This is a genomic window from Pauljensenia sp. UMB3104 (assembly GCF_030217285.1).
GTDB lineage: Bacteria > Actinomycetota > Actinomycetes > Actinomycetales > Actinomycetaceae > Pauljensenia.
In genome coordinates, this window is sequence record NZ_JASONN010000003.1 from 168,091 (window position 1) to 189,145 (window position 21,055).

Sequence of the window (21,055 nt, forward strand, 5' to 3'; positions counted from 1 at the left end):
GTCCAGGTTAGCGCAGGCGAGCCTGCCCCGAAAACGCGCCACGGCCTCGCCCCACAGTGGGACGAGGCCGCGTGTCTCACTCGGAGCGCAGCGCTTCGACCGGGTCCTGACGCGAGGCGCGCGAGGCCGGGATAATGCCGGCGATGACGGTCAGGCCGACGGAGACGCCGATCAGGACGAGCGCTGTCACGGGTGAGAGCTGAGCGATGTTGTCCACGTTGAAGGAGGAGTGAGCGATACCGTTGGCGATCGCGCACAGCCCGTACGTCACGCCCACGCCCATCACGCCAGCCAACAGGCCTTCGATGACGGTCTCAGCGTTGAAGACGCGCGACACGTCGCCCTTCGAGGCACCAATCGAGCGCAGGATACCGATTTCCTTACGGCGCTCGAGCACCGAAATGTAGGTGATGATTGCGATCATGATCGAGGAGACCACGAGCGAGATCGACACGAAGGCGATGAGCAGCCAGGAGATGATGTCAACGATCTTGGTCACTGAGCTCATGAGCGCACCCATGACGTCGGAGTAAGTGATGACCTTGTCGGTCGCGCCCGCCGCCTTGTTATCGGCGTTGTAGGCGTCGAGGGCGGCCTTCACCTTGTCCTTGTCCGCGAAGGACTTGGGGTAGATCGAGATGTTCGACGGGGAGGCGATATCCGCCCATCCCAGGTTCCTCAGGTTCGTCTCCAGGGTCGGCACGTTCGTGGAGAACATGGTCGCCATGAGGGCCGCGAGGGACTTCTCGTCCAGGTTGGAGTGGAAAGCATCGGCGAACGCCTGCGGATCCATGGAGAAGGCGCTCGACATGTTGGTGGCGAACTGCTCCATGGTGGCACCAATCTGGTTGCCGATCGTGGTCGACAGCTGCGTCATCATCGAGGTCATCGCGTTGGTCATCGCTTCCTGCATGACCTGGCCGATGACGGCGCTCACCCCCTGCGTGAGGGTGGTCCCCAGCTGGGCGGCGATCTGCGCGGAGATCGCGTTCATGACCTGGGTGGACACGTCGGTGCCGACCTGGGCCAGGGCGGGGTCATCCCCGAGCGCCTTCGTCAGGTTCGCCGCGAGTTTCTGGGAGTCGACGACCTGGTCTGAGGAGACGGCCGCTCGCAACTGCTCCATCACCTGGGGCTGGGAGAAATAGGCCGAGGCCAGGGTCGCGAAGTCCGTCGAGCCTCCCGCCTCGATCTGCTCGCGGGCGTAGTCCTGGAACCCCTGGGCGATCTGGGACGCCTGCGCGCTCAGGTAGTCGGCGGCGCCATCCTTGACGGCACCGTCGGCCAGGGCCGAGCGAATAATCGTCGGGAAGTCCACGTTGGCTAGCTGCGGCAGGTCCTTGCTCAGCTCCCCGAAGTCGAGGCCGGACAGATTAAAGGTCATGCCCGACTGGGCGCCCGACTGGGCACCGGACTGCGCGGCGAGGGCCGACAGGTCGATGGTGGACAGGTCCAGGCCCGACATGTCGAGGTTCGAAAAATCGAGGCCCGACAGGTCCATGCCGGAAAAATCGAGGCCCGACAGGTCCATCTGCATCTTCTCGGGGTCGATCTGGAAGGCAGCGGAAAGCTTGGACTCGTCCACCGTGAACAGGGAGGACATGTCGAAGCCGCCGGACTGGCTCTTCTGATTGTCCGCCAGTTCCTTGAAGGTCTTGCCAGTGAACACGTCGACGTCGGGCTTGGCTCGCTGCGCCTTGACGATCGGGCTGGCGGCCGCCTCCTCGATGATCTGGTAGGTCAGGGCAGGCGTGTAGGCGATGCCCTGACGCAGGGCGCCGCCCTTGTCGGAGTTGGGCTTGACGATGCCGGAGATCGTCAGCTGCTGGCCACCATCCACGAGCTTCTTCATGAAGTCCGCGTCGGAGGAGCGGTCGGTCCACACCTTGTAGGTGTCGTCCCACGTGTACTTGTCGAAGGCGTTGACGCGGCGGAAGGTGGTGCCCAGGATCGTAGAGTAGTCGTAGGTGGCGGTGCTCGCCCCCGACTGGGTGCCCGACTGCGCGCCGGACTGGCTCTTGCCCGTGAGAGCGCCCTGATAGTACTGACGCATCAGGTCATCGAATTCCTTGTGGTTCTTCAGGCCAAGCGTGTACTCGAAGACGTTGGGGATATTACCGTCCTCATCGAGGACGAGGACCACCTGGTTCGCGCCGGTCGGCCAGGAGCCGGCGACCACGTCGTACGCGGAGGTGTACAGCGAGGTCGTGGCGGGCATCTGGTAGAAGGCGTTCGTCTGTACCATCGACCCGAAGGCACCCCCGCCGAAACCCGCCTCCATCTGCTTCATCGACTGGTCGGGGCTGACCTGCACGGTCTCCTTGGACGTGTCGGACTGGTAGATCTGCGGGACGATGTCGTAGTCGTATTCGATCGCGTTGACCATCGTGTTGATGTCGCCGCCGTTGTTGTCCAGGTAGGTCTTGAGGGAGGCGAGGTCGTTCGTCTTCGCGTCGCGGATCGTGTCGGCGAAGGTACGCAGCTTGGAGACGCCGACCTTGCCGTCGGGCGCGGGCTGGGAGTCCTTCGAGTCCGAGGCCGACACAGACAGGGCGGCCGTCATGTCGATGCCGGTCTTTTGGATCGTCAGCGGATACGCGCCCAGCGTCTCCTCTTCGGTTTTGGCGATATAGGCATTGGTTCCGTTGGCCAGCGCGAGGATCGCGGCGATACCGATGATGCCGATGGACCCCGCGAAGGAGGTCATGAGGGTGCGGCCCTTCTTCGTCATCAGGTTGTTGGCCGACAGGGACAGGGCCGTCAGGAAACCCATCGAGGTGCGGCGCGCGGGCTTAGCCTCGCGGCGGTCTTCGGCGGCGGGAACGAAAGGATCCGAGTCGGCGACGATGCAGCCGTCGGCCAGCTCGACGATGCGGGTCGCGTACTGGTGGGCTAGCTCGGGGTTGTGCGTCACCATGATGACGAGGCGGTCGCGGGCCACGTCGCGCAGCAGGTCCATGACCTGCACGCTCGTCTTGGAGTCGAGGGCGCCGGTGGGCTCGTCGGCCAGAAGGATCTCGGGGTCGTTGATGAGGGCGCGCGCGATGGCGACGCGCTGCATCTGGCCGCCCGACATCTGCGAGGGCTTCTTGTGGACGTGTTCCTTCAGGCCGACGCGCGTCAGGGCATCGAGGGCGCGCTTGCGGCGCTCGGAGCGCGAGACGCCCGACAGGGTCAGGGCCAGCTCGACGTTGGCCAGGACACTCTGGTGCGGGATCAGGTTGTAGGCCTGGAAGACGAAGCCGATGCGGTTGTTGCGGTAGGCGTCCCAGTCGCGGGCTTTGTAGTCCTTCGTCGAAATGCCATCGATGACCAGGTCGCCGCTCTGGAAACGGTCGAGGCCACCGATGACGTTAAGCATCGTCGTCTTACCGGAGCCGGACTGGCCCAGCACGGCCACGAACTCGTTATCACGAAACGCCACGGAGACCTTGTTGAGCGCCACCTGCACGAGGTTGGCGGTCTGATAGGCCTTGACGATCTCCTTGAGCTCTAGCACGCTTCTTCCTCACATCTGCTGTTGATTCCGCAGACAAGTCTAGGTGAGTGACCGTCGCTCAAGACCGATGCTGTTCACTGACTGACCCCTGATCGTCCCCTGACCCGACCCTGACGACAGTTCCGCACGCCACAGTCCCTTGGTCGAAACCCCGCCCCGGCCTCGTTCATTGGGCCCGCTCCCCGGAGGCGACAGACCGAGCGAGTAGACTGGTTCCATGACCGACCTCACCCAGATTCCCGTGCCCAACGAGGGTCCGATCGCCGACAAAGTTACGGAAATCTACGAGCGGTCCTTCCCGCCCGAGGAACAGGTCCCCCTTCCCGAGCTGGCGCAGAGCGCCATGCGCGACGAGGTCGATTTCCTTGCCTGGATCGACCCCTCCCTCCCTGCGGGCGAGGACGGGGCGGGCAACGTGGTCGCCCTGACGTTCTCCTTCGCTTTCCCGGACCTGTTCTACCTGGGCTTCCTCGCGGTGGACGGGTCCGTGCGCAGCGCGGGCTACGGCTCGCGCATCCTCACGCACATCCGCGAGCGCTACGGCGACGTGCCGCAGCTGCTCGAAATCGAGCCGGTCGTCCGCGAGGCCGGGAACTACCAGCAGCGCGTGCGACGCCTGGCGTTCTATGAGCGCAACGGCTTTACGGTGACGAACATGCTCACGCACGAGGCCGGCCAGACCTACCGGGTCCTGGCGCGCGACGGCGTCGTCACCCCGCAGCGCCTGGAGGAGGCACTCAACTCGGTGAGCGAGAACCCGGCCTACGCCTCGCGGGTGACGACGGACTGACGTCTGCGCACACTCAGTGGCCGACGCCGCCGCTGGAGACCAGGAGGATCTCCTCGTTGTCGAGTCGCGCGAGCGCGCCTTCCAGTGCCGCCGAGGAGAAGATGCCCTCATCGCGGGCCTGCAAGAGCGCGTCACGCTGGGCGTGGATCGCCTCCAGCGCCAGTTCACGGATCTGGTCACGCGTGAAGGAACGCTCAACCTCTTCCTCGCTCATGTCGACGGTGCCGTGGCCATCGTCGTCGCTGTCGCCAGCGGCATCCTGGAGGATGTCCGTCAAGACGCGGTCCGCGGCGTGCGCACTCCGCGCTTGCTCACCCATGGCCTCGTCAGTGAGCGCATGTCCCAGCCGGGAGAGTGTGCGCGAGACACCCGCGGAGAGCAGGGTCTGGCCGTCGACCTCATGGATCGCCTGGGCGAGGGCGGTGTCCACCAGCGCGGAGCCCATCACCTTCAGGAGCTTGGCGCGTTCCTCCTCGGAGATATCGCCCGTGGCCATCTGGGGTTTGACGATGCGAATGAGTCCGGGGAGGGTCAGGCCCTGGATGACGAGGGCACCCGCCGCGATGAACAGGGCGATCGTGAGCAGCAGCGCGCGCATCGGCGCATGCGTCGAGATAGTTTGCGCGGCGGCCAGGGTGATCGCGCCTCGCATGCCCGCCCACACGATGACGCTGCCCTCGCGCGGCCCCAGCGGCTCATTCGCGAAGTAGTCCAGGTCCGATCCGCGCATCGCGTTACGGCGCGCGCGCCGCTTGAGGCGGCGACGATAGTGGTTAAGCGCGTTCTCCCAGTGCTCGGGGCTCAGGTCGCGGGCCTCGAGCATGTCGGCGTCGACTTCGCAGGCCTTGTTCATGCGTTTCTCGAAGCGCGCGATTCGCGAGTTCTCAACTTCGTAGCGGCGTTGACGGTGGGTACGGCGGTGGTCCAGCCAGGCGAGCATGATGGCGATGAAGATGGCTCGCATGACCATGATGAGCGCGCCGAGGATGACGGCGAGGAACGCGGCGAAGGCCAGGCCACCGGAGAACGCGGCGGTCTCCTCGACGATGCCGAAGGCCTGCAGGCCCATCGTCAGGAAGATCCCGCTCTCCAAGACGAGCGTCATGGTCTGCCAGTTCTGCTGGGAGAAACGCCTGTTCGCCGCGGAGATAACGGCCGCGCGTCGGCTCGAGACGACCAGTCCGGCGACGACGGCCGCAACGAGGCCGGACCCTCCCAGGTGCTCGGCGGGGACCGATGCGATGAAGGGCATCGCGAAGGAGAAAACCGTGTCGGCCGAGGGATCCTTGATGAGGGCGCGCAGACGCACGCCGACCTCGCCGACGACCCAGCCAATACCCGCAGCGATACCGAGGGCGATGGCGACCTTACCGATGAGCGGGCCCGGGTGGAGGGCGTGTTCGTCAGCGGCCAGGCCGGCGCTCATCGCTGCGGAGAGCATGACCAGCGAGGTCGCGTCGTTAAAGAGCCCCTCGCCTTCGAGGACTGTGATGATGCGGTGGGAGACACCCGAGCGTTTCGCGATCGAGATGGCGACCGCGTCGGTCGGCGACAGGACCGCGCCCAGCGCGACACCCCAGGGCAGGGAGATCGCGGGGACCAGCCAGTTGATGACGAAGCCGACCGCGAAGGCGGACAGGAACACGAGGGGAATCGCGAGCATCGCGACGGCCTGCATCTCGCGCCGGAAGTCCATGGTCGGCATACGCACGGCCGCCGAGAACAGCAGGGGTGGCAGCACCATCTCGAGGATGATGTTCGGCTCAATCTCGATGGCCCCCACCTGCGGCAGGAACCCGATCACCAGGCCGACGACCAGCAGGATCAGGGGGGATGCCACGCCCACCTTCGGGGCGATGAATTGGCAGGCCACGATGATGAGCATTCCGGCCACGGCAATAAGAAGGGGTTCCACAGGTCAATTGTATTGCGAGCAACCCCACCAGCGCCGTTGCCATCTCACTACAGCGGCTACGCGCGCCGCGAACTCGCGCGGCGTACCACGCCCCGCCCGCATGGCCTCGACACCATCCCCGAATGTCAAACAGACCCACACGATCAGAGCACGCGCTACAATCGACGCATCGTTTCAAGGAGGTTCTCATGACCGCTTACGACCACTCGTCGGGGTACACCTACGGCACCGATGCCGTCCCCACATCCCCGCTCACACTCGAGGATCTACGCCAGATCGAGGCCGCCGCACACGTCCAGCCCGGTGACGCAGAGCTGCTCTCACGAGCAGAACCCATCCTGGCGCCACACGCTATGGAAATGGTCGACACGTGGCGCGGAATTCTGGCTCAAAAGACGTATCTGGCAGCACATTCCGCGCACCCGGACGGGCAGCCAAACCCCGAGTACGCGCAGGCGTCAAAGCCGCGCTTCGCCCAGTGGATCATCGACATGTGCACGCGCGAGCGTGACCAGGCGTGGTTGGACTACCAGTACCTGATCGGCGCACGGCACATGTCCGCAGCGAAGAACGCGGCGGATGGGGCGGACTCGACACCATTCGTGCCCCTGCGCTACGTGCTCGCCTTCATCGCGCCCACTGTGGAGGTCGGTCACCGTCTCCTCGCGGAGGGCTTCGAGGGTGACGAACTGAGCGCCGTCCGTGATGCCTGGACTCGCGCTGTGACTGTCGCCGTGACAGTGTGGGCGTATGCCTACCGCGATCACCCCGAGCAGTTCTGACCCGGCGCTCGCCTGCTACGTCTCCCCCATCGGCAGCATCACGCTGGCCGCTCGGGACGGTTCGCTCGTCGGTATGTGGGTGGCCGGGCAGCGCTTCTTCGGTCGCCCCTACGGCATCGACGAGGCCTCGGCACACCCGGCGGTCGATCTGACCTCACCCGATTCACGGGAGGGCGCCCTCGCGCGGGCCCGTTGGGACGAGGCCGATGCGCGCGCTCTTCGGGCCGCCGCATCGTGGCTCGACGGATACTTCGCGGGCGAGGCCTCCTCCCCCGCCGCCGTTCCTCTCGCGCCCACGGGCACCGACTTTCAACAGCGCGTGTGGGAGGCGATGGACACCATCCCCTACGGCGCGACGCGCACGTACGGGCAGATCGTCACCCAGCTGCGGGGCGCGGGCATCCCCGCGTCAGCTCAGTCGGTCGGCGGCGCGGTCGGTCGCAATCCCCTGCTCCTCATCCGCCCCTGCCACCGCGTTGTGGCGGCCAGCGGCCCGGGCGGCTACGCGGCGGGAGGCGACGCAAAAGCCTGGCTGCTCGCGCACGAGGCGGCCACGGCCTCGTCGGTGAGCTGACTCAGTCGTTCGCCCGGTCGGCCTCGAGAGCCTCCTCGACCAAGGCCTCGTCGACGGGCAGGGCCGCGCGAACGTAAGCGGCGGCATCATCCTGCGTGTCGGCGATCTGCTCGGCGATCGTGTCGGCCTCGCGGCGCAGCTCGGCGCCATCGACGACCGAGGCCTGCGCGAGGGTACGGGCCTGGGCGCGGTGCTCGTCCGTGTACTCCAGGTCGTCGGCGTGCTTGCGCACGAGGACGCGGATGAGCTTGCGGCGCAGGTTCTCCTCGCGTAGGACGGCGGAGCGCTCGCGCAGCCAGCCGACCGCGAGGACGACGAGGAGGGCGACGCCCAGCCAACCAATGATCGGGTACATGCCGCCGATCAGTTTCTTAAAGCCCATGAGCGAAGCCGCGTAGCCCACGGCAACGACGCCGACGAGGACGATGCGCATGCGAGTGGTCGACCCGCCCGAGAAGCGTCGCGCCGTCGAGTAGAACAGCGAAAAGACCGTGTTGTAGATGAGCGCGAAAATGATGAGGGTGTAGATGAAGGCGAAGGCCGGGTGGATCGAGCGCGCGATCTCGAGGGCGGGAACGTTCACGTCCCAGATGCGATCCATGTTCAGATACAGGCACAGGGCGTCCGCGCCGATGACGAGGGCGATGATAGTGCCGCCGATGCGCCCGGCGCGGCGGGCCTCGCCGATGCGTAGCACCGAGCCGCCGAGCACGAAGGCCATCGCAATTCCGTTGACGACACACAGCGCGAAGTAGTTGATCGTGGAGAGCCACAGGTTGGGCAGCGCCGGGGTGACCTGGGTGGCGGCGGCGTTCAGCTCGGCGACGCCCGGGTGCGGGGTGGCCAGCGAGTAGATGGTGAGGATCGTGATGGCGACGATGATCATGGGCGTAAAGACGCCGATCACCTTCATGATCCGGTCGAAGTCGAGGAAGGCCGTGAGGATCACGAGCACCGCGCACAGGGCGCTACCCGCCCACGCGGGCAGGCCGAACTGCTGCTCGAGGTTCGCGCCGGCGCCCGCGAGCATCACGAAGCCCATCGCGAAGCCCGAGAAGACGAGCACGACGTCGATGACGCGGCGCAGCGCCGGGTGGGTGATGCGTTCGAAGACTTCGTCGTGATGGCCGGATCGGTAGTAGGAGCCCAGCTGGAGCGCGACGACACCGAAGACGACGTTGAGGACGCCCAGGGCCGCGATGCCGATCAGGCCCTTCGCGCCGAAGGAGAGGAAGTACTGGAGCAGGTCCTGGCCACTCGCCAGGCCCGCGCCGATGACGACTCCCACGTAGGCGAAGGCGACGGAGAGGTACTTCTTGGACATAGGGTCCTTCCGATTGCGAACGTTTCACGAGGCCGAGGCCTCGTTCCACGGTAGACGCTCACCTGGGCGTCGGGTATGTCCGTGGGAAATTGTTCACGCTCACGATGAGTAACAAAGGCGTAAATGTGTACATATTGTACTAACATGACACTATGAACACACTTGCCACGACGCTCTCGACTCGCGAGCTGCGCGCAAATCTCTCCGACGTCCTCGGGCGAGCTTCCTACGGCGGCGAGCGTATCGGAGTGACGAAGAACGGCCGCCTCACTGCGATCGTGATCGGCGTCGAGGACCTGCTGGCCCTGGAAGAGCTTGAGGACGCGCGCGACCTCGAAGCCTTCCGCGAGGCGGTACGCAACGACGACGGGCAGCGCGTCAGTCTGGCCGACCTGCGCGCTGAGCTCAACGACTAGCGATGTACCGCATCGAATTCACCTCGGCGGCAGCACGCCAGATACGCAAGCTGGATCGGCAGGCGCAGGACCCTATCCGAGACATGTGAGGCCCACCCTTCATTCATGAAGGATGGGCCTCGACTTGTGCAACGACTAGGCGTTTGGCTGCCCATTCTCGAGCGCTTCTTCCACCAGTGCCTCATCGACCGGCAACTCTGCCCTCGCATAAGCTGCAGCGTCTTCCTGCGAATCCGCAATCTCTTCCGCGATCGAGCTCGCATCGCGACGCAACTCAACACCGTCGACAACGGATGCGCGGGCCAGATGACGAGCCTCGAGTCGGTCCTCATCCTTGAACTCAAGGTCATCAGCATGCTTGCGCACCATGACGCGGATGAGCTTGCGTCGCAGGTTCTCCTCGCGTAGGACGGCGGAACGCTCGCGCAGCCAGCCGACCGCGAGGACGACGAGGAGGGCGATACCGAGCCAGCCAATGATCGGGTACATCACGCCGATCAGCTTCTTGAAGCCCATGAAGGAAGCCGCGTAGCCCGCCGCAACAACAGCGATGAGGACAATGCGCAAACGAGCAGTCGAACCCCCCGAGAAGCGGCGTGCCGTCGAATAGAACAAGGAGAAAGCAGTGTTGTAGATGAGCGCGAAGATAACGAGCGTGTATCCAAACGCAAAGGCCGGGTGAACCGAGCGCGCGATCTCCAAAGCCGGTACATCGAAGTTCCAAATGCGATCGACATTGAGATAGAGGGCCACCGCATCCGCACCGAGGACCAGCGCGATGAGGACGCCGCCGATATGACCGGCGCGGCGAGCTTCACCGATGCGCAGGATCGATCCACCCAGCACGAAGGCCATCGCGATACCGCCGACAACACACAGCGCAAAGTAGTTAAGCGTGGAAAAAACAAGGTTTGGCAGCGCGGGCGTCACGTTGCGAGCAGCGGCATCGAGCTCAGCAACGCTCGCATGTGGGGTTACCAGCGAGTAAATCATCAAGACCGCAATCGCAACCATGATGATCGGCGTGAACACCCCAATCACGTTCATGATGCGATCAAAATTTAAGAACGCAGTCAGAACCACCAACACCGCACACAGGGCTCCACCCATCCACGAGGGCAGGCCGAACTGCTGCTCGAGGTTCGCTCCCGCACCCGCGAGCATCACGAAGCCCATCGTGAAGGCAGAAAAGACGAGGAGCACGTCGATAAGGCGACGAAGCGCAGGATGCGCGATGCGCTCGAAGACCTCGTCATGGTTGTCAGAGCGGTAGTAGGAGCCCAGCTGCAGGGCGACTGCACCGAAAATGACGTTGAGGACACCCAGTGCCGCAATCCCAATCAGGCCTATCGCACCGTACGCGAGGAAGTACTGGAGCAGATCCTGGCCGCTGGCTAGGCCAGCACCAACGATGACCCCGACATAAGCAAAAGCGGCGGAGAGGTATTTTTTGGACATACGTCCCTTTCGATCATAAGTATTTCGGTAGGCCGAAGCCTCATTCCACCGTAGACCTCACTTCAAACCATCAGCATCTTTATGTGCATTCGATCACTCTCATATAGAGTTGCACAGCATCGCACCACTCACCAAAAACGAGCGAAACCCCGGCCTCACTGAGCCCATACACAAGACCGCGGTCCCTCATTCAATGATGAGGAATACGAGGCACACACCTCCAAAACGACTCTAACGGGCCTGAAGGAGCTGGATCGGCGGGCGCGGCGCCTGCATCGCGTTGATCGGAGCCTCAGGATCCGCGTAACCGAGCGCGAAACCGGTAATCAACTGGTAGCCCTCGGGAATCTCGAACTCGGCCTCGACGGGCTCGCGCCAGATGGCAAGGAAGCCGATCGGGCACGAGTCAACGCCGCGCGACTTGGCGGACAGGAACAGGGTCTGGAGCATGAGACCGGCGTCCATGGCGCTCCACGGGAGCATGTCCTCGTGGACGAAGACGAAGCCCATGACGGGCGCGTCGAAGGCCGTGACGTTGCGGCGGGCAACACGGTTGCGCCCCTCGATGTCAGAGCGCTCGATACCGTGGATGCCGTAGAGGAGCTTCGCGACCTCGATCTGGGCGGGTCGCACCTCGTCCGGGTAACGCTTGCGCACGGGGAAGTCGCCGTCGGCCACGGGGATTTCAACGGTGGGATCCTCGGCCTTGCGGGCGTGGGCCTCGATCTCCTCGTCGAAGAGGCGGCCGTAGTGCTCGTGCAGGCGCTGGGCGCGCTCACCCGTGGCCAGGGCGACGCGGAAGGCGCGCGTGTTGGACCATGACGGCGCGGTCGTCGCGTCGGCGAGGATCTCGTCGAGGACCTCGGCGGGGATCTCCCGGTCTGTAAAGGCGCGCGTAGAGCGGCGCGAGGCGGTCAGGGCGGAAAAGTCGTTCGTCTGCGCGGCGAGTGTCATGCACCCAGGCTAACCCGGCTTCGCTCCCCGATCCACCCGGCCCGCCCACTGGACGGCCGTCGCTTTGCCAGCTAGCGATCCCCGTTCAACTCTCGCGAGATTCCACGCCCAGCCTCCAGCTCCGCAATACCGCGGTCAAGATGAGCAAGGTTGGAACGCGAGTAGAATCCATCAACCTCCAAAACGAAGGGAATCCGCTGTTCCCGCGCCACCTTCTTCGCAAAGATCGTGAACGCGGTATTCATAGAGAGCCCCATCTCTTTGCAGGCACGCTCCATCGCAGCCTTATCCTCAGCATCGAGTCGAACAGTCACCGTAGCGGTCGCCACGCAACACCTCCACAATCAGCATATCGATAGCGATATGCTATCAGACTGACATCATAATGAAGACTTTGAGAACGCGCTCCACCCAGAGCATGCAGAAGTACTGGCCTTACCGGGCCAGGGCCTGCTCGAAAGCCACCACGTCCTCCTCGGGCGTGGCCCACGAGGTTCCGATGCGTGCGAGGTAACGCCCGTCGGGCAGGGTCTCCCAGATGCTGTAGCGCACCTTGTCCGACAGGCGCTCATGCCCGGCCTGATCGAGGGCCACGAAGGTCAGGTTGGTCGGCGAGTCCATGGTGACGACGTAGCCGGCGCGCTTGAGGGCCTCGCGAATGCGGGCGGTCGCCTTGACGGCGGGCTCGCCGATCGTCAGGTAGAGGCCATCCTCGAAGAGCGCCTCGAACTGCACACCCAGGAGGCGCCCCTTCGCCAGGAGCGCGCCGTGCTGCTTCATCTGGGTGACGAACTGGCGGATCGATCCGCGCTCGGGGATCACCACGGCCTCGCCGAAGAGAGAGCCGCACTTGGTGCCACCAATGTAGAAGACGTCGGTCAGGCGCGCGAGGTCGGCCAGCGTCACGTCGTTGGCGGGCGAGGCCAGCGCGTATGCGAGGCGTGCTCCGTCGACGAAGAGCTTGAGGTCGCGCTCGCGACATACGGCGGAGAGCTCCTCAAGCTCCTGCAGGGAGTAGAGGGTGCCGTACTCGGTGGGCTGCGAGATATAGACGAGGGCGGGGGCGATCATGTGGTCACGCGCGCCGTCGCCCTCCCACGCCGAGCAGATGCGTTCGACGTCGGCGGCGTTGATCTTGCCTTCGACGGCGGGCGTGTCGAGGATCTTGTGGCCGCCACGCTCGACGATGCCGGCCTCGTGCATGTTGATGTGGCCGGTGTTGGGGGCGATGACGCCCTGCCAGGGCAGGAGGATCGCGTCGATGACGGTCGCATTCGTCTGCGTGCCGCCGACCAGGAAGTACACGTCGGCGTCGGGGGCCTGGCAGGCCTCGCGAATCAGGTCGCGGGCACGCTCGCAGTGCTCGTCGGTGCCGTAGCCAGAGGACTGTTCCATGTTGGTGGCGACGAGGGCATCAAGCACCCGGGCGTGCGCACCCTCCTGGTAGTCGCTAGAGAAGTTCGGCAGCGTGGCAGAAAAAGTCATTGGGCCATTATTCCATGCAGCGCCGTGCTTAGAGGCCAAACAGATCTGCGTGGGTTCCCGTCCGCGTTAGCGCTTCAACTCCGCCAGCGCGTCTTCAGCGTTCAGAGCCTCGACGCCCGGATCAGAGGCGAGCTGCTCCGCTTCCAACATCGCCAAGACCGTCTCGCGCTGCTGCTCGTTCAGACGTAGATCGAAAGGCATTCCACCCACGCGCACGCTCTGCCGCAGGAAAGCATTCACAGCGGACGTCAGATTCATACCGAGCTCCGCGTAGATCGCTTCGACCTCACGCTTAAGATCCGCATCCATGCGCACACTAAAATTCACCGTTGCCATGCGAAAACCTCCTTATGCATGTCATTATACATGCATAATATCTAAAAAAGCATGCAATCAAGGCGCAGTGAAGGGCCATCTCATGTCGACACACGACAGTACAATCAACCGCGACTCGCAGGCCTATTGGAACAAGCGGGCCGCGACGTTCACACGCAACGCGACCAGCGACTACGAGCGCTGGCTCCTGGATCTACTCGCGCTCGCGGCGGGCGAGGAGATCCTCGACATGGGGTGCGCGACGGGAACGCTCGCCGTCCCCCTCGCCCGCGCCGGGCACCGCGTCCACGGCTGCGACTTCGCCGAGGCGATGCTCACGATCCTCGACGAGCGCGCGACCGCCGACAAACTGCCGATCACCTCCCACCTGCTCGCATGGGAGGACGACTGGGAGGAAGCGGGCTTGGGTGAAGACAGCGTGGACGCTGCTTTCGCCTCGCGTTCTCTCATGAGCGGGGACACCTTCTCCGCCGTGCGCAAGCTCGACGCGGCGGCACGCTCACGCGCGGCGGTCGTCGTGCCGGGCAGCTCCCTCCCCTCTCGCGACCCGCGCCTGCTCACCTACCTGGGGCGCTCGACGAGGCACCCGCGCATCGTCCGCGACGTGACGCGAGCGCTCGCTGCCCTGGGACGCGTCCCGATTTTCGCGACCACGCAGACCTTCCGTCCCATGCGTTTCTCCTCCTTCGCCGAGGCCCGAGCGGACCTTCGCCGCCTGGCTGGCCCCGAGCCGTTCACCCCGCGCGAAGAGAGACTCTTCGACGCCTACGCCGCCCAACACTTCGCGCGCGAAGCCGCCACCAACGCCTCGGGCGAGAGCGAGGACCAGTGGATCCTCGACTACAAGTTGCCCGTCACCTGGGTATTTATCGGCTGGCGCACCGATGGGAGCGCGTGGGCGTAACGGGCCCCGGCCTCGTTCCTCTCAGCCACCTTCTTAGTCCGCGTCCGGGCGACGCCTGCGCGCCTTGACTTCGCCGCGCCTCTTCTTGTCGGCAAGGCGGCGCAGCTTCGACGCGCGCGTCGGCTTCGTCGCCCGACGAGGCGTGGGCGGGGTGAGCGCTGCACGCAGGACGTGCGCGAGGCGCTCGCGGGCGGCCGTGCGGTTGCGGCGCTGGGAGCGGTGCTCGGCGGCGGTAATCGTGAGGACGGTTCCGCTCAGGCGTTCATCGAGCTCGCGGAGGGCACGCTCGCGCTGCTTCTCGTTCAGAGCGACCGTCGTCGCCAGATCCAGGCTGAGTTGGACACGCGAATCTGCCGTATTGACGCCCTGGCCGCCGGGACCCGACGCGTGAGAGAAACGCTCGATCAGCTCCCCCGCGGGCACAACGAGGCCGCGCGGGCAGCCGGGCCCGGCGGGAATGCGCAGATCGTCCATGGGACTAGTGTGCACTACCCGCCCGGGCCTCGTTACTTCATGAGCTCAGCGACCCGCTTCTTCAGGTCGGGCAGCACGTCAGTGTCGAACCAGGGGTTCTTCTTCATCCACATCTGATTGCGCGGCGAGGGGTGGACCAGTGGGAAGTACGTGGGCAGGTAGTGCTTGTAGTCGCGCACGACGTCCGTGAGGGAGGCCGAGGACTTCAGGTCCAGGTAGCGCCTGGTCGCGTATGCGCCGACGAGGATCGTCATATCCAAGTGCGGCATCAGCTCGAGCAGGCGCGGGTGCCACTTGTCGGCGAAGTCCTTGCGCGGTGCCAGGTCGCCGCTCTTGCCCGTGCCCGGGAAGTAGAAGTCCATGGGGATGATCGCGAGCTTGCCCGAGTGATAGAACGCGTCGCGGTCGATGCCCATCCAGTCGCGCAGCCGGTCGCCGCTGCGGTCGTTCCACACGATGCCCGTTTCTTCGGCAACGCGCCCGGGTGCCTGGCCGACGATCATGATGCGACAATCGGGGCCCGCGTAGAACAGCGGGTCGATTCCACGCTTCGTGAACGAGGCGTTCTCGGGATCGTTTTTGATATCGTCAGCGATTTTCTGGAAGCGCGGATCCGTGATCTCCGGTGTCATACCCCCAGCGTATGCCACGTCCGCAGACAAACCGCTACCAACACGTCGGAGGTCACACGCTGCACACACGCCATAGTTCCCCACAAATGTCGCATGCAATTCCCCGAACACCCCTTTTACAAACCCCGCACAAACCCCGGAATTTCAACGATCACAATTCAAATCCTGAAAGACTCGCGGGGGAATTGCATGCGAAATGGGATAGAAGGCGTCGCGCGGGAAGGACCACACCGATTGGTAGCGACGCATCGGGCGGGCATAGAGTGGAGCGCATGAGGACAGCTGAAGGCATGACGACGAACGGGCTGAGGCGCAGCCAGTGACAACACGACTCGTACGGAAAACCAATAGGTTCCGCATCACCGCCATCACCGCACTGTGCCTGCTCGCCCTCCTGGGGGTCACCTCGTTCGCGCTCAACCGCTCAGGCAACCGACAGAAAGACCCCACGGCCATTGCCTATGAAGAGGACGAGGACCCCCTGCCCGAGGGCGTCGCCTCACTCATGGACACAGCCAAGTCTCTGCACGGCACGATCGACACGATCACCTACGAGCAGAGCTACGAGGGGACGACTTACACCAAGCAGGCCTACGTGTACGTTCCCGCGTCCTACGCCTCGGACACACCCGCGAACATCCTCTATCTGACGCACGGCTGGTGGGGGAACGCCGCCGGTCTGGCTGATGGCGTTTCACCCGTCGTCGACGAGCTGGAGAGCGACGGCAAGGCTGCACCGACGCTGGTCGTTTTCGCGACCTACTATCCGGATCGCTCGTTCGCGACGGATGACTACGAGGAGGACTACACCCTCAATCGCTTCTTCGCGACGAGCGAGATCGATACTCTGATCGACACCGTCGAGTCCCGCTACACCACGTTCGCCCGCGGCGACACCTCCGACCAGTCGCTGCGAGCCTCGCGCAAGCACCGCGCATTCGGCGGTTTCTCGATGGGCGCGACGACCACGTGGGATGTTTTTGCCTTGCGTCCGCAGTACTTCTACGGGTACATGCCGATGGCCGGCGAGTCGTGGATCGGACGCGAGGAGGAAGCGGATTCCCCGCGCATCGCCGAGCTGGTGACCGCCGGCGTCGAGCGTGCCCACTACGGGCCACGCGACTTCCTCATTCTTGCCTCGGTCGGCTCGGAGGACCCGGCCCTGTGGGACATGACCCCGCAGATTGATGAGCTCCACGAGGACTATCCCGACCTCATGACCGAGGACAGCCTGCAGCTGTGGATCGACGACGGCGAAACCCACTCAATGACCTCGATCGCCAACCAGGTCGAGCACAACCTACCGCTGCTTTTCCCAGCCAAGTAGGGCGCGCAGCCCACGCAGCGTGAGCGCAACACACGCAGCCCCGGCCTCGTTCCTTTTCTCAGGGACGAGGCCGGGGCTGGCTTACAGAGCAGAGGGTCTTATGCGCGGGGCTGACGCTCGGCCCACTCGCCGAGGCTCACGCGCGGACCCGTGAAGAACGGAGTGTCCTCGCGCACGTAGAGGCGCGCCTCGGTGTAGCGCTGGGCGTGCATGACGCCCTCGAGGCGGTCAAGGGTGTCGGCCTCGAACGCGAGCACCCACTCGTAGTCGGAGAAGCCGAAGGCGGACAGGGTCGAGCCCTTGACGTCCGGGTACTGCGCGAAGCCGTTGCGGCCGTGTTCGGCCATGATGCGGGCGCGCTCTTCGGGGGCCTTGAGGTACCAGTCGTAGGAGCGCACGAAGGGGTAGACCATCGCCCAGTCGCGGGGGGCGACGCCGCCGAAGCAGGCGGGAATGTGGCGCTTGTTGAACTCGGCGGGGGTGTGCAGGCCCATGCAGGACCACACCGGGTCCAGGAACTTGCCCAGCGCCGACGCGCGCAGGCGGTGGTAGGCGTCCTGCAAGACCTGCGGGTCGTCGTCGAGCCACCACACCATCAGGTCAGCCTCAGCGCGGAAGCCCGAGACGTCGTAGAAGCCGCGGATTTCCGCGCCTGCGCCCTTCACGTAGTCCAGGGATTCAGCGACGATACGGCCGCGCTCGGCATCGTCGGCGGGCAGTGACTCACCCAGCGCGAACACGGAGTAAAGGGCGTAGTGCTGCTTGTTGTTGACCTCGTCGAAGTCGATGTCCGTCGCGTCGCGCGGGTCGGTGACGCGGGCGTGAGCGGCGTGCGAGTGGGGCGTCGCCTCGGTGCCCGCGTGACGGGCCTGGTGGCGCGCGGCGTGCTCACCGACGCGGTCCGGCACTCCTGCGGGATGTCCCGGATTTTCCGGGTTCTGCTCGGGCGGCACGACGGCGTGGGGATGCGGGGTAGACATGGAGTCCTCCTTGGTTGTGGCTGGTTGACCGGCGGCTCGGGCGTGCGCGCCGGAAGAATGAGGGGTGGGTGCGACGCCGGGATGCCCACCAGCGCCGGAGGGCGAGGCATGGCCGGGGCGCGCCGGGGAGAGGCAGCAGTCGCTCGGGCAGACAGTATGGAAGGGGCCGGTGCCCGTCACGGTGACTGGTACGGGCAGCTCGCCTCGCGCCTGGGCTGCGCGCTCTTCGAGCACGTCCACCAGGGAGGACACGAAGCCCGGGTCGGTCGAGACGGTGTCGGCGCGCTCGTAGGGGATCCCCAGGCGCGCGGCCGTCTCCTTCGCCTCGGTGTCGAGGTCGTAGACGACCTCCATGTGGTCGCAGATGAACCCGATCGGGACGACAACGGCGCCGGTCAGCGGCGTTGTGTCGGCGGCGATCTCCTCGAGGAAATCGTTGATATCGGGTTCGAGCCAGCGGGCCTGCGGGGGCCCAGACCGCGAGCAATACACGAGGTCGTAGCCCAAATCCTCGCGGCCGAGGACGCGGCGCAGCTCCGGCATGATCGCTTGGATAAGGGCGTGATGCTGGGCAACGTAGCTGATTTCGGTTGCAGGCGTCCCCGCCGGCGACGAGGCCTCGCTCCCCTGTTGCTCGGCGCGACCGCCCGAGGCCGCCACGGCCTCGTCGAATGTCGAGCGGAACGGGAAGGGCGAGGATCCCGCCTCCATGCTCACGGGGATGGAGTGGGTGACGAAGATCAGGCGGATCCCGTCCGCGTCGACACCGCGTGCCGCGAGGGCCTCCCACGCGCGCCGGACGGATGCGATCTGCGCGCTCGCCATGCCGGGGGTCGAGTAGTAGGGACGCACCTTGTCCAAGATGATGTCGGCGTCAGGATTGTCGGCGCTATCCTCGGCCCCCAGGACGATATCGCCCCACTTGTCGCGCAGAGCTGCCGCGGCCTCGGCAAGGTCTTCGCGGTACTGGCGACACCCCGAGTACGAGGCGTAGGCCGAGGTGGGCAGGACGAGGATGCGTCGGGCGCCCGCCTGGGCGAGTTCGTCGAGGCCTTCGGTCACGAAAGGGTGCCAGTTGCGGTTTCCCCACCCGACGGGGATGTTGTGCCCGCGGCGGGCGAGCTCGGCAGACAAGTCCGCGATCAGGCGCTGGTTACAGGCGTTAATGGGAGAGACCCCGCCGAAGCGCTTGTAGTGGGCGGCAACCTGAAGCAGGCGCTCGTCGGGGATTCCGCGACCGCGCGTCGCGTTACGCATGAACGGCAGGACATCCTCCTCGCCGTTCGGGCCACCGTAGGACAGCAGCATGATCGCGTCGTAGGTATCCATACCTGGCACTTTCAGTCCTCCTTCAGGCCGAGCGTTGTCAGTGTAGGGCTGCTTCCCTCCCCCACGCAGCGACAGATTGTCAGAAAAACGCGGTCATTCGATGGTTTTCGCCCTGTTTTCGGCGCCCACTTGCACCCATAAGTTAACACTGTTAACCTGTGTCGCGACACAAAGTTAACAGCGTTAACCGATGGGAGAGAAACCGTGTCACACCCACACGCTCCGGCCTTGGAGGCTCAAGACATACGTAAGAGCTACGGCACCCACGAGGTCCTGCGCGGGGTCGACCTGCGCGTCGAACCCGGACAGATCCTCGGCCTGCTCGGACGAAACGGGGCCGGCAAGTCCACGCTCATCACGATCCTGTGCGGCCTGCGCCGAGCCGACTCCGGAAGCATCAGCATCTGCGGCCACCGCCCCTCATCCGCCGAGGCCGCACAGTCAATCGGGTACGCGCCCCAAGACCTCGGCATCTACCCCGACCTGAGCGTCGCCCAGAATCTCGCGGCTTTCGGCGAGCTGCACGGACTCGGCCGACGCGAGGCGGCCTCGCGCGCCGGCGAGGTCATGGACCTCCTCGGACTGAGCGAGAAAAGCGGTCAGCGAGCCTCACACCTGTCGGGCGGGCAGCAGCGCAGGCTCCACGCAGGCATGGCGATCATGCACCGCCCGCGCCTGGTCTTTATGGACGAGCCGACCGTCGGAGCGGACGTGGAGGCGCGCAGCCAGATCCTGCGCGCGGTCCGCCGCCTCGCCGACGAGGGCGCGGCCGTCGTCTACACCTCGCACTACCTCGCCGAGTTCGAGGAGCTCGGCTCCGACATCGCGATCCTGAACGAGGGGCGCATCGTCGCAAGCGGCACGCTCGAGGACATCATCGCTGGCCACGGGCGCGCCGAGGTCACCCTCGAGTTCGACCGTCCCGTTCCCGCAGTCGACGGGTGGGACGCCGACGGGACGGCCCTCCGGCACGTCGGGGACGAGGCCGACCCGGGTTCGCGGATCGGCGAAGCCCTAGCATCGCCCACCCTTCAAGGCGCGCGCCTGACCGACGTGCGCATCACGCAGGCCAGCCTGCACAACGCGTATCTGCAGATCATCAAGGAGAGTGACCATGTCGCAGCTTAAGCAAATCGGGGCCATGACCCGCCTGAACATCCGCCTGCAGCTCACCGACCCGGCGCCCACGCTCATCCTGACGGTCATCCCCCTCGTCTTGATCCCCTTCATGATGCCGGCGTTCAAGTCGATGCTCCTGGCCGACGGTTACACCGGCGTCACGGGTGCCGAGCAGGCGGTTCCGTCGATCGCGATCCTCTTTTCGTTCCTGGCGGTGCAAAACATCATCGGATCGTTTTTCAACGAGCGCTCGTGGGGCACGTGGGAGCGCCTCGAGGCCTCCCCCACCTCGCGCGCATCCATCCTGACAGGCAAGGCCCTGGTTGCCTTCCTCATGCAGACCGTCCAGATCGCGGTTGTCCTCGCGCTCGGCGCCCTCATCTTCGGGTACCGGCCGACCGGATCCCTCGTCGCACTCGCTGCGGTTCTTCTCAGTTTTTCCGCAGTCCTGTCGGCGCTCGGCGTCGCGCTCGCGCTGTGGTCTCGCAGCCGCGACGCGGCCCTGTCCCTGTCGAACATCATCGGCATGCTGGCGGCCGGCATCGGTGGTTCTTTCTCCACGGTCTCTTCGTTCCCGGATTGGGCGCAGCACGCCGCGCGCCTGTCCCCCGCATACTGGGCGATCACGGCGATTCACGAGGTGAGCCTGGACGGAGCAAGCCTGTCGGACGTCGGGACACGGATCGGTGTCCTGTGGGGTTTCTTCGCCGTGATCGCGGGGCTGGCACTGGTACAGTTCCGTTATCACAGGGAGTAA

Annotated in this window: 19 protein-coding genes; 8 read left to right on the forward strand and 11 right to left on the reverse strand. The window is 65.2% G+C overall.

Going from position 1 to position 21,055, the window contains the following annotated elements:
- Positions 1 to 76: 76 nt before the first annotated feature.
- Positions 77 to 3,499, reverse strand: coding sequence for an ATP-binding cassette domain-containing protein (locus QP415_RS02905; RefSeq protein ID WP_285098557.1), 3,423 nt, complete (start codon positions 3,497 to 3,499; stop codon positions 77 to 79).
- A gap of 217 nt (positions 3,500 to 3,716) precedes the next feature.
- On the opposite strand from QP415_RS02905, the gene QP415_RS02910 reads away from it, so the two are divergent.
- Entirely contained in the window at positions 3,717 to 4,289 is a 573-nt protein-coding gene (locus QP415_RS02910; protein ID WP_285098559.1) for an N-acetyltransferase, read from the forward strand.
- 13 nt (positions 4,290 to 4,302) lie between these two features.
- Here QP415_RS02910 and QP415_RS02915 read toward each other — a convergent pair whose 3' ends face one another.
- Positions 4,303 to 6,174, reverse strand: coding sequence for a cation:proton antiporter (locus tag QP415_RS02915; protein WP_285098597.1), 1,872 nt, complete (start codon positions 6,172 to 6,174; stop codon positions 4,303 to 4,305).
- 218 nt (positions 6,175 to 6,392) lie between these two features.
- Here QP415_RS02915 and QP415_RS02920 point away from each other — a divergent pair, with 218 nt between their 5' ends.
- Both QP415_RS02920 and QP415_RS02925 read left to right on the forward strand, forming a co-directional pair.
- Complete coding sequence (locus QP415_RS02920; RefSeq protein ID WP_285098561.1) at positions 6,393 to 6,986, forward strand: protoglobin domain-containing protein; 594 nt, start codon at positions 6,393 to 6,395, stop codon at positions 6,984 to 6,986.
- Positions 6,955 to 7,560 carry a methylated-DNA--[protein]-cysteine S-methyltransferase gene (locus tag QP415_RS02925; RefSeq protein WP_285098562.1) on the forward strand — a complete coding sequence of 202 codons (606 nt, stop codon included), beginning with the start codon at positions 6,955 to 6,957 and terminating at the stop codon, positions 7,558 to 7,560. The genes QP415_RS02920 and QP415_RS02925 overlap by 32 nt, the downstream gene beginning before the upstream one ends.
- 1 nt (position 7,561) lies before the next feature.
- On the opposite strand, the gene QP415_RS02930 is transcribed toward QP415_RS02925, so the two are convergent.
- The gene (locus QP415_RS02930; RefSeq protein ID WP_285098564.1) at positions 7,562 to 8,884 is read right to left on the reverse strand and encodes a YkvI family membrane protein; all 1,323 of its coding nucleotides are present in this window, start codon (positions 8,882 to 8,884) and stop codon (positions 7,562 to 7,564) included.
- Between the two features lie 152 nt (positions 8,885 to 9,036).
- Here QP415_RS02930 and QP415_RS02935 point away from each other — a divergent pair, with 152 nt between their 5' ends.
- Positions 9,037 to 9,300 carry a type II toxin-antitoxin system prevent-host-death family antitoxin gene (locus tag QP415_RS02935; RefSeq protein WP_285098566.1) on the forward strand — a complete coding sequence of 88 codons (264 nt, stop codon included), beginning with the start codon at positions 9,037 to 9,039 and terminating at the stop codon, positions 9,298 to 9,300.
- A gap of 135 nt (positions 9,301 to 9,435) precedes the next feature.
- Here the strand turns inward: QP415_RS02935 and QP415_RS02940 are convergent, their stop codons facing one another.
- The 5 genes from QP415_RS02940 to QP415_RS02960 form a co-directional block, all read right to left on the reverse strand.
- A complete protein-coding gene (locus tag QP415_RS02940) occupies positions 9,436 to 10,758 on the reverse strand; it encodes a YkvI family membrane protein (RefSeq protein WP_285098567.1) in 1,323 nt (440 codons plus the stop codon).
- A gap of 231 nt (positions 10,759 to 10,989) precedes the next feature.
- Positions 10,990 to 11,712 (reverse strand): nitroreductase, encoded by a 723-nt coding sequence (locus tag QP415_RS02945; protein ID WP_285098568.1) that lies wholly within the window; start codon positions 11,710 to 11,712, stop codon positions 10,990 to 10,992.
- Positions 11,713 to 11,783: 71 nt separating this feature from the next.
- Positions 11,784 to 12,041, reverse strand: a complete 258-nt coding sequence (locus QP415_RS02950) for a type II toxin-antitoxin system RelB/DinJ family antitoxin (RefSeq protein ID WP_285098569.1) — start codon at positions 12,039 to 12,041, stop codon at positions 11,784 to 11,786.
- Positions 12,042 to 12,147: 106 nt separating this feature from the next.
- Complete coding sequence (locus QP415_RS02955) at positions 12,148 to 13,197, reverse strand: threonine aldolase family protein (protein ID WP_070834659.1); 1,050 nt, start codon at positions 13,195 to 13,197, stop codon at positions 12,148 to 12,150.
- A gap of 66 nt (positions 13,198 to 13,263) precedes the next feature.
- Positions 13,264 to 13,533, reverse strand: a complete 270-nt coding sequence (locus tag QP415_RS02960) for a type II toxin-antitoxin system RelB/DinJ family antitoxin (protein WP_285098573.1) — start codon at positions 13,531 to 13,533, stop codon at positions 13,264 to 13,266.
- Between the two features lie 82 nt (positions 13,534 to 13,615).
- On the opposite strand from QP415_RS02960, the gene QP415_RS02965 reads away from it, so the two are divergent.
- Positions 13,616 to 14,437, forward strand: coding sequence for a class I SAM-dependent methyltransferase (locus tag QP415_RS02965; RefSeq protein ID WP_285098574.1), 822 nt, complete (start codon positions 13,616 to 13,618; stop codon positions 14,435 to 14,437).
- A gap of 33 nt (positions 14,438 to 14,470) precedes the next feature.
- Here QP415_RS02965 and arfB read toward each other — a convergent pair whose 3' ends face one another.
- The gene (gene arfB / locus QP415_RS02970) at positions 14,471 to 14,911 is read right to left on the reverse strand and encodes an alternative ribosome rescue aminoacyl-tRNA hydrolase ArfB (protein WP_285098576.1); all 441 of its coding nucleotides are present in this window, start codon (positions 14,909 to 14,911) and stop codon (positions 14,471 to 14,473) included.
- Between the two features lie 32 nt (positions 14,912 to 14,943).
- Positions 14,944 to 15,543 carry a uracil-DNA glycosylase family protein gene (locus QP415_RS02975; RefSeq protein WP_285098578.1) on the reverse strand — a complete coding sequence of 200 codons (600 nt, stop codon included), beginning with the start codon at positions 15,541 to 15,543 and terminating at the stop codon, positions 14,944 to 14,946.
- A 319-nt stretch (positions 15,544 to 15,862) separates the two neighbouring features.
- Here QP415_RS02975 and QP415_RS02980 point away from each other — a divergent pair, with 319 nt between their 5' ends.
- Positions 15,863 to 16,870 (forward strand): alpha/beta hydrolase, encoded by a 1,008-nt coding sequence (locus QP415_RS02980; RefSeq protein WP_285098579.1) that lies wholly within the window; start codon positions 15,863 to 15,865, stop codon positions 16,868 to 16,870.
- A gap of 98 nt (positions 16,871 to 16,968) precedes the next feature.
- On the opposite strand, the gene hemQ is transcribed toward QP415_RS02980, so the two are convergent.
- A complete protein-coding gene (gene hemQ, locus QP415_RS02985; RefSeq protein WP_285098580.1) occupies positions 16,969 to 19,179 on the reverse strand; it encodes a hydrogen peroxide-dependent heme synthase in 2,211 nt (736 codons plus the stop codon).
- A 204-nt stretch (positions 19,180 to 19,383) separates the two neighbouring features.
- On the opposite strand from hemQ, the gene QP415_RS02990 reads away from it, so the two are divergent.
- Both QP415_RS02990 and QP415_RS02995 read left to right on the forward strand, forming a co-directional pair.
- A complete protein-coding gene (locus QP415_RS02990) occupies positions 19,384 to 20,307 on the forward strand; it encodes an ABC transporter ATP-binding protein (RefSeq protein WP_285098582.1) in 924 nt (307 codons plus the stop codon).
- Complete coding sequence (locus tag QP415_RS02995; RefSeq protein WP_285098584.1) at positions 20,294 to 21,055, forward strand: ABC transporter permease; 762 nt, start codon at positions 20,294 to 20,296, stop codon at positions 21,053 to 21,055. Before QP415_RS02990 ends, QP415_RS02995 begins: the two co-directional genes overlap by 14 nt.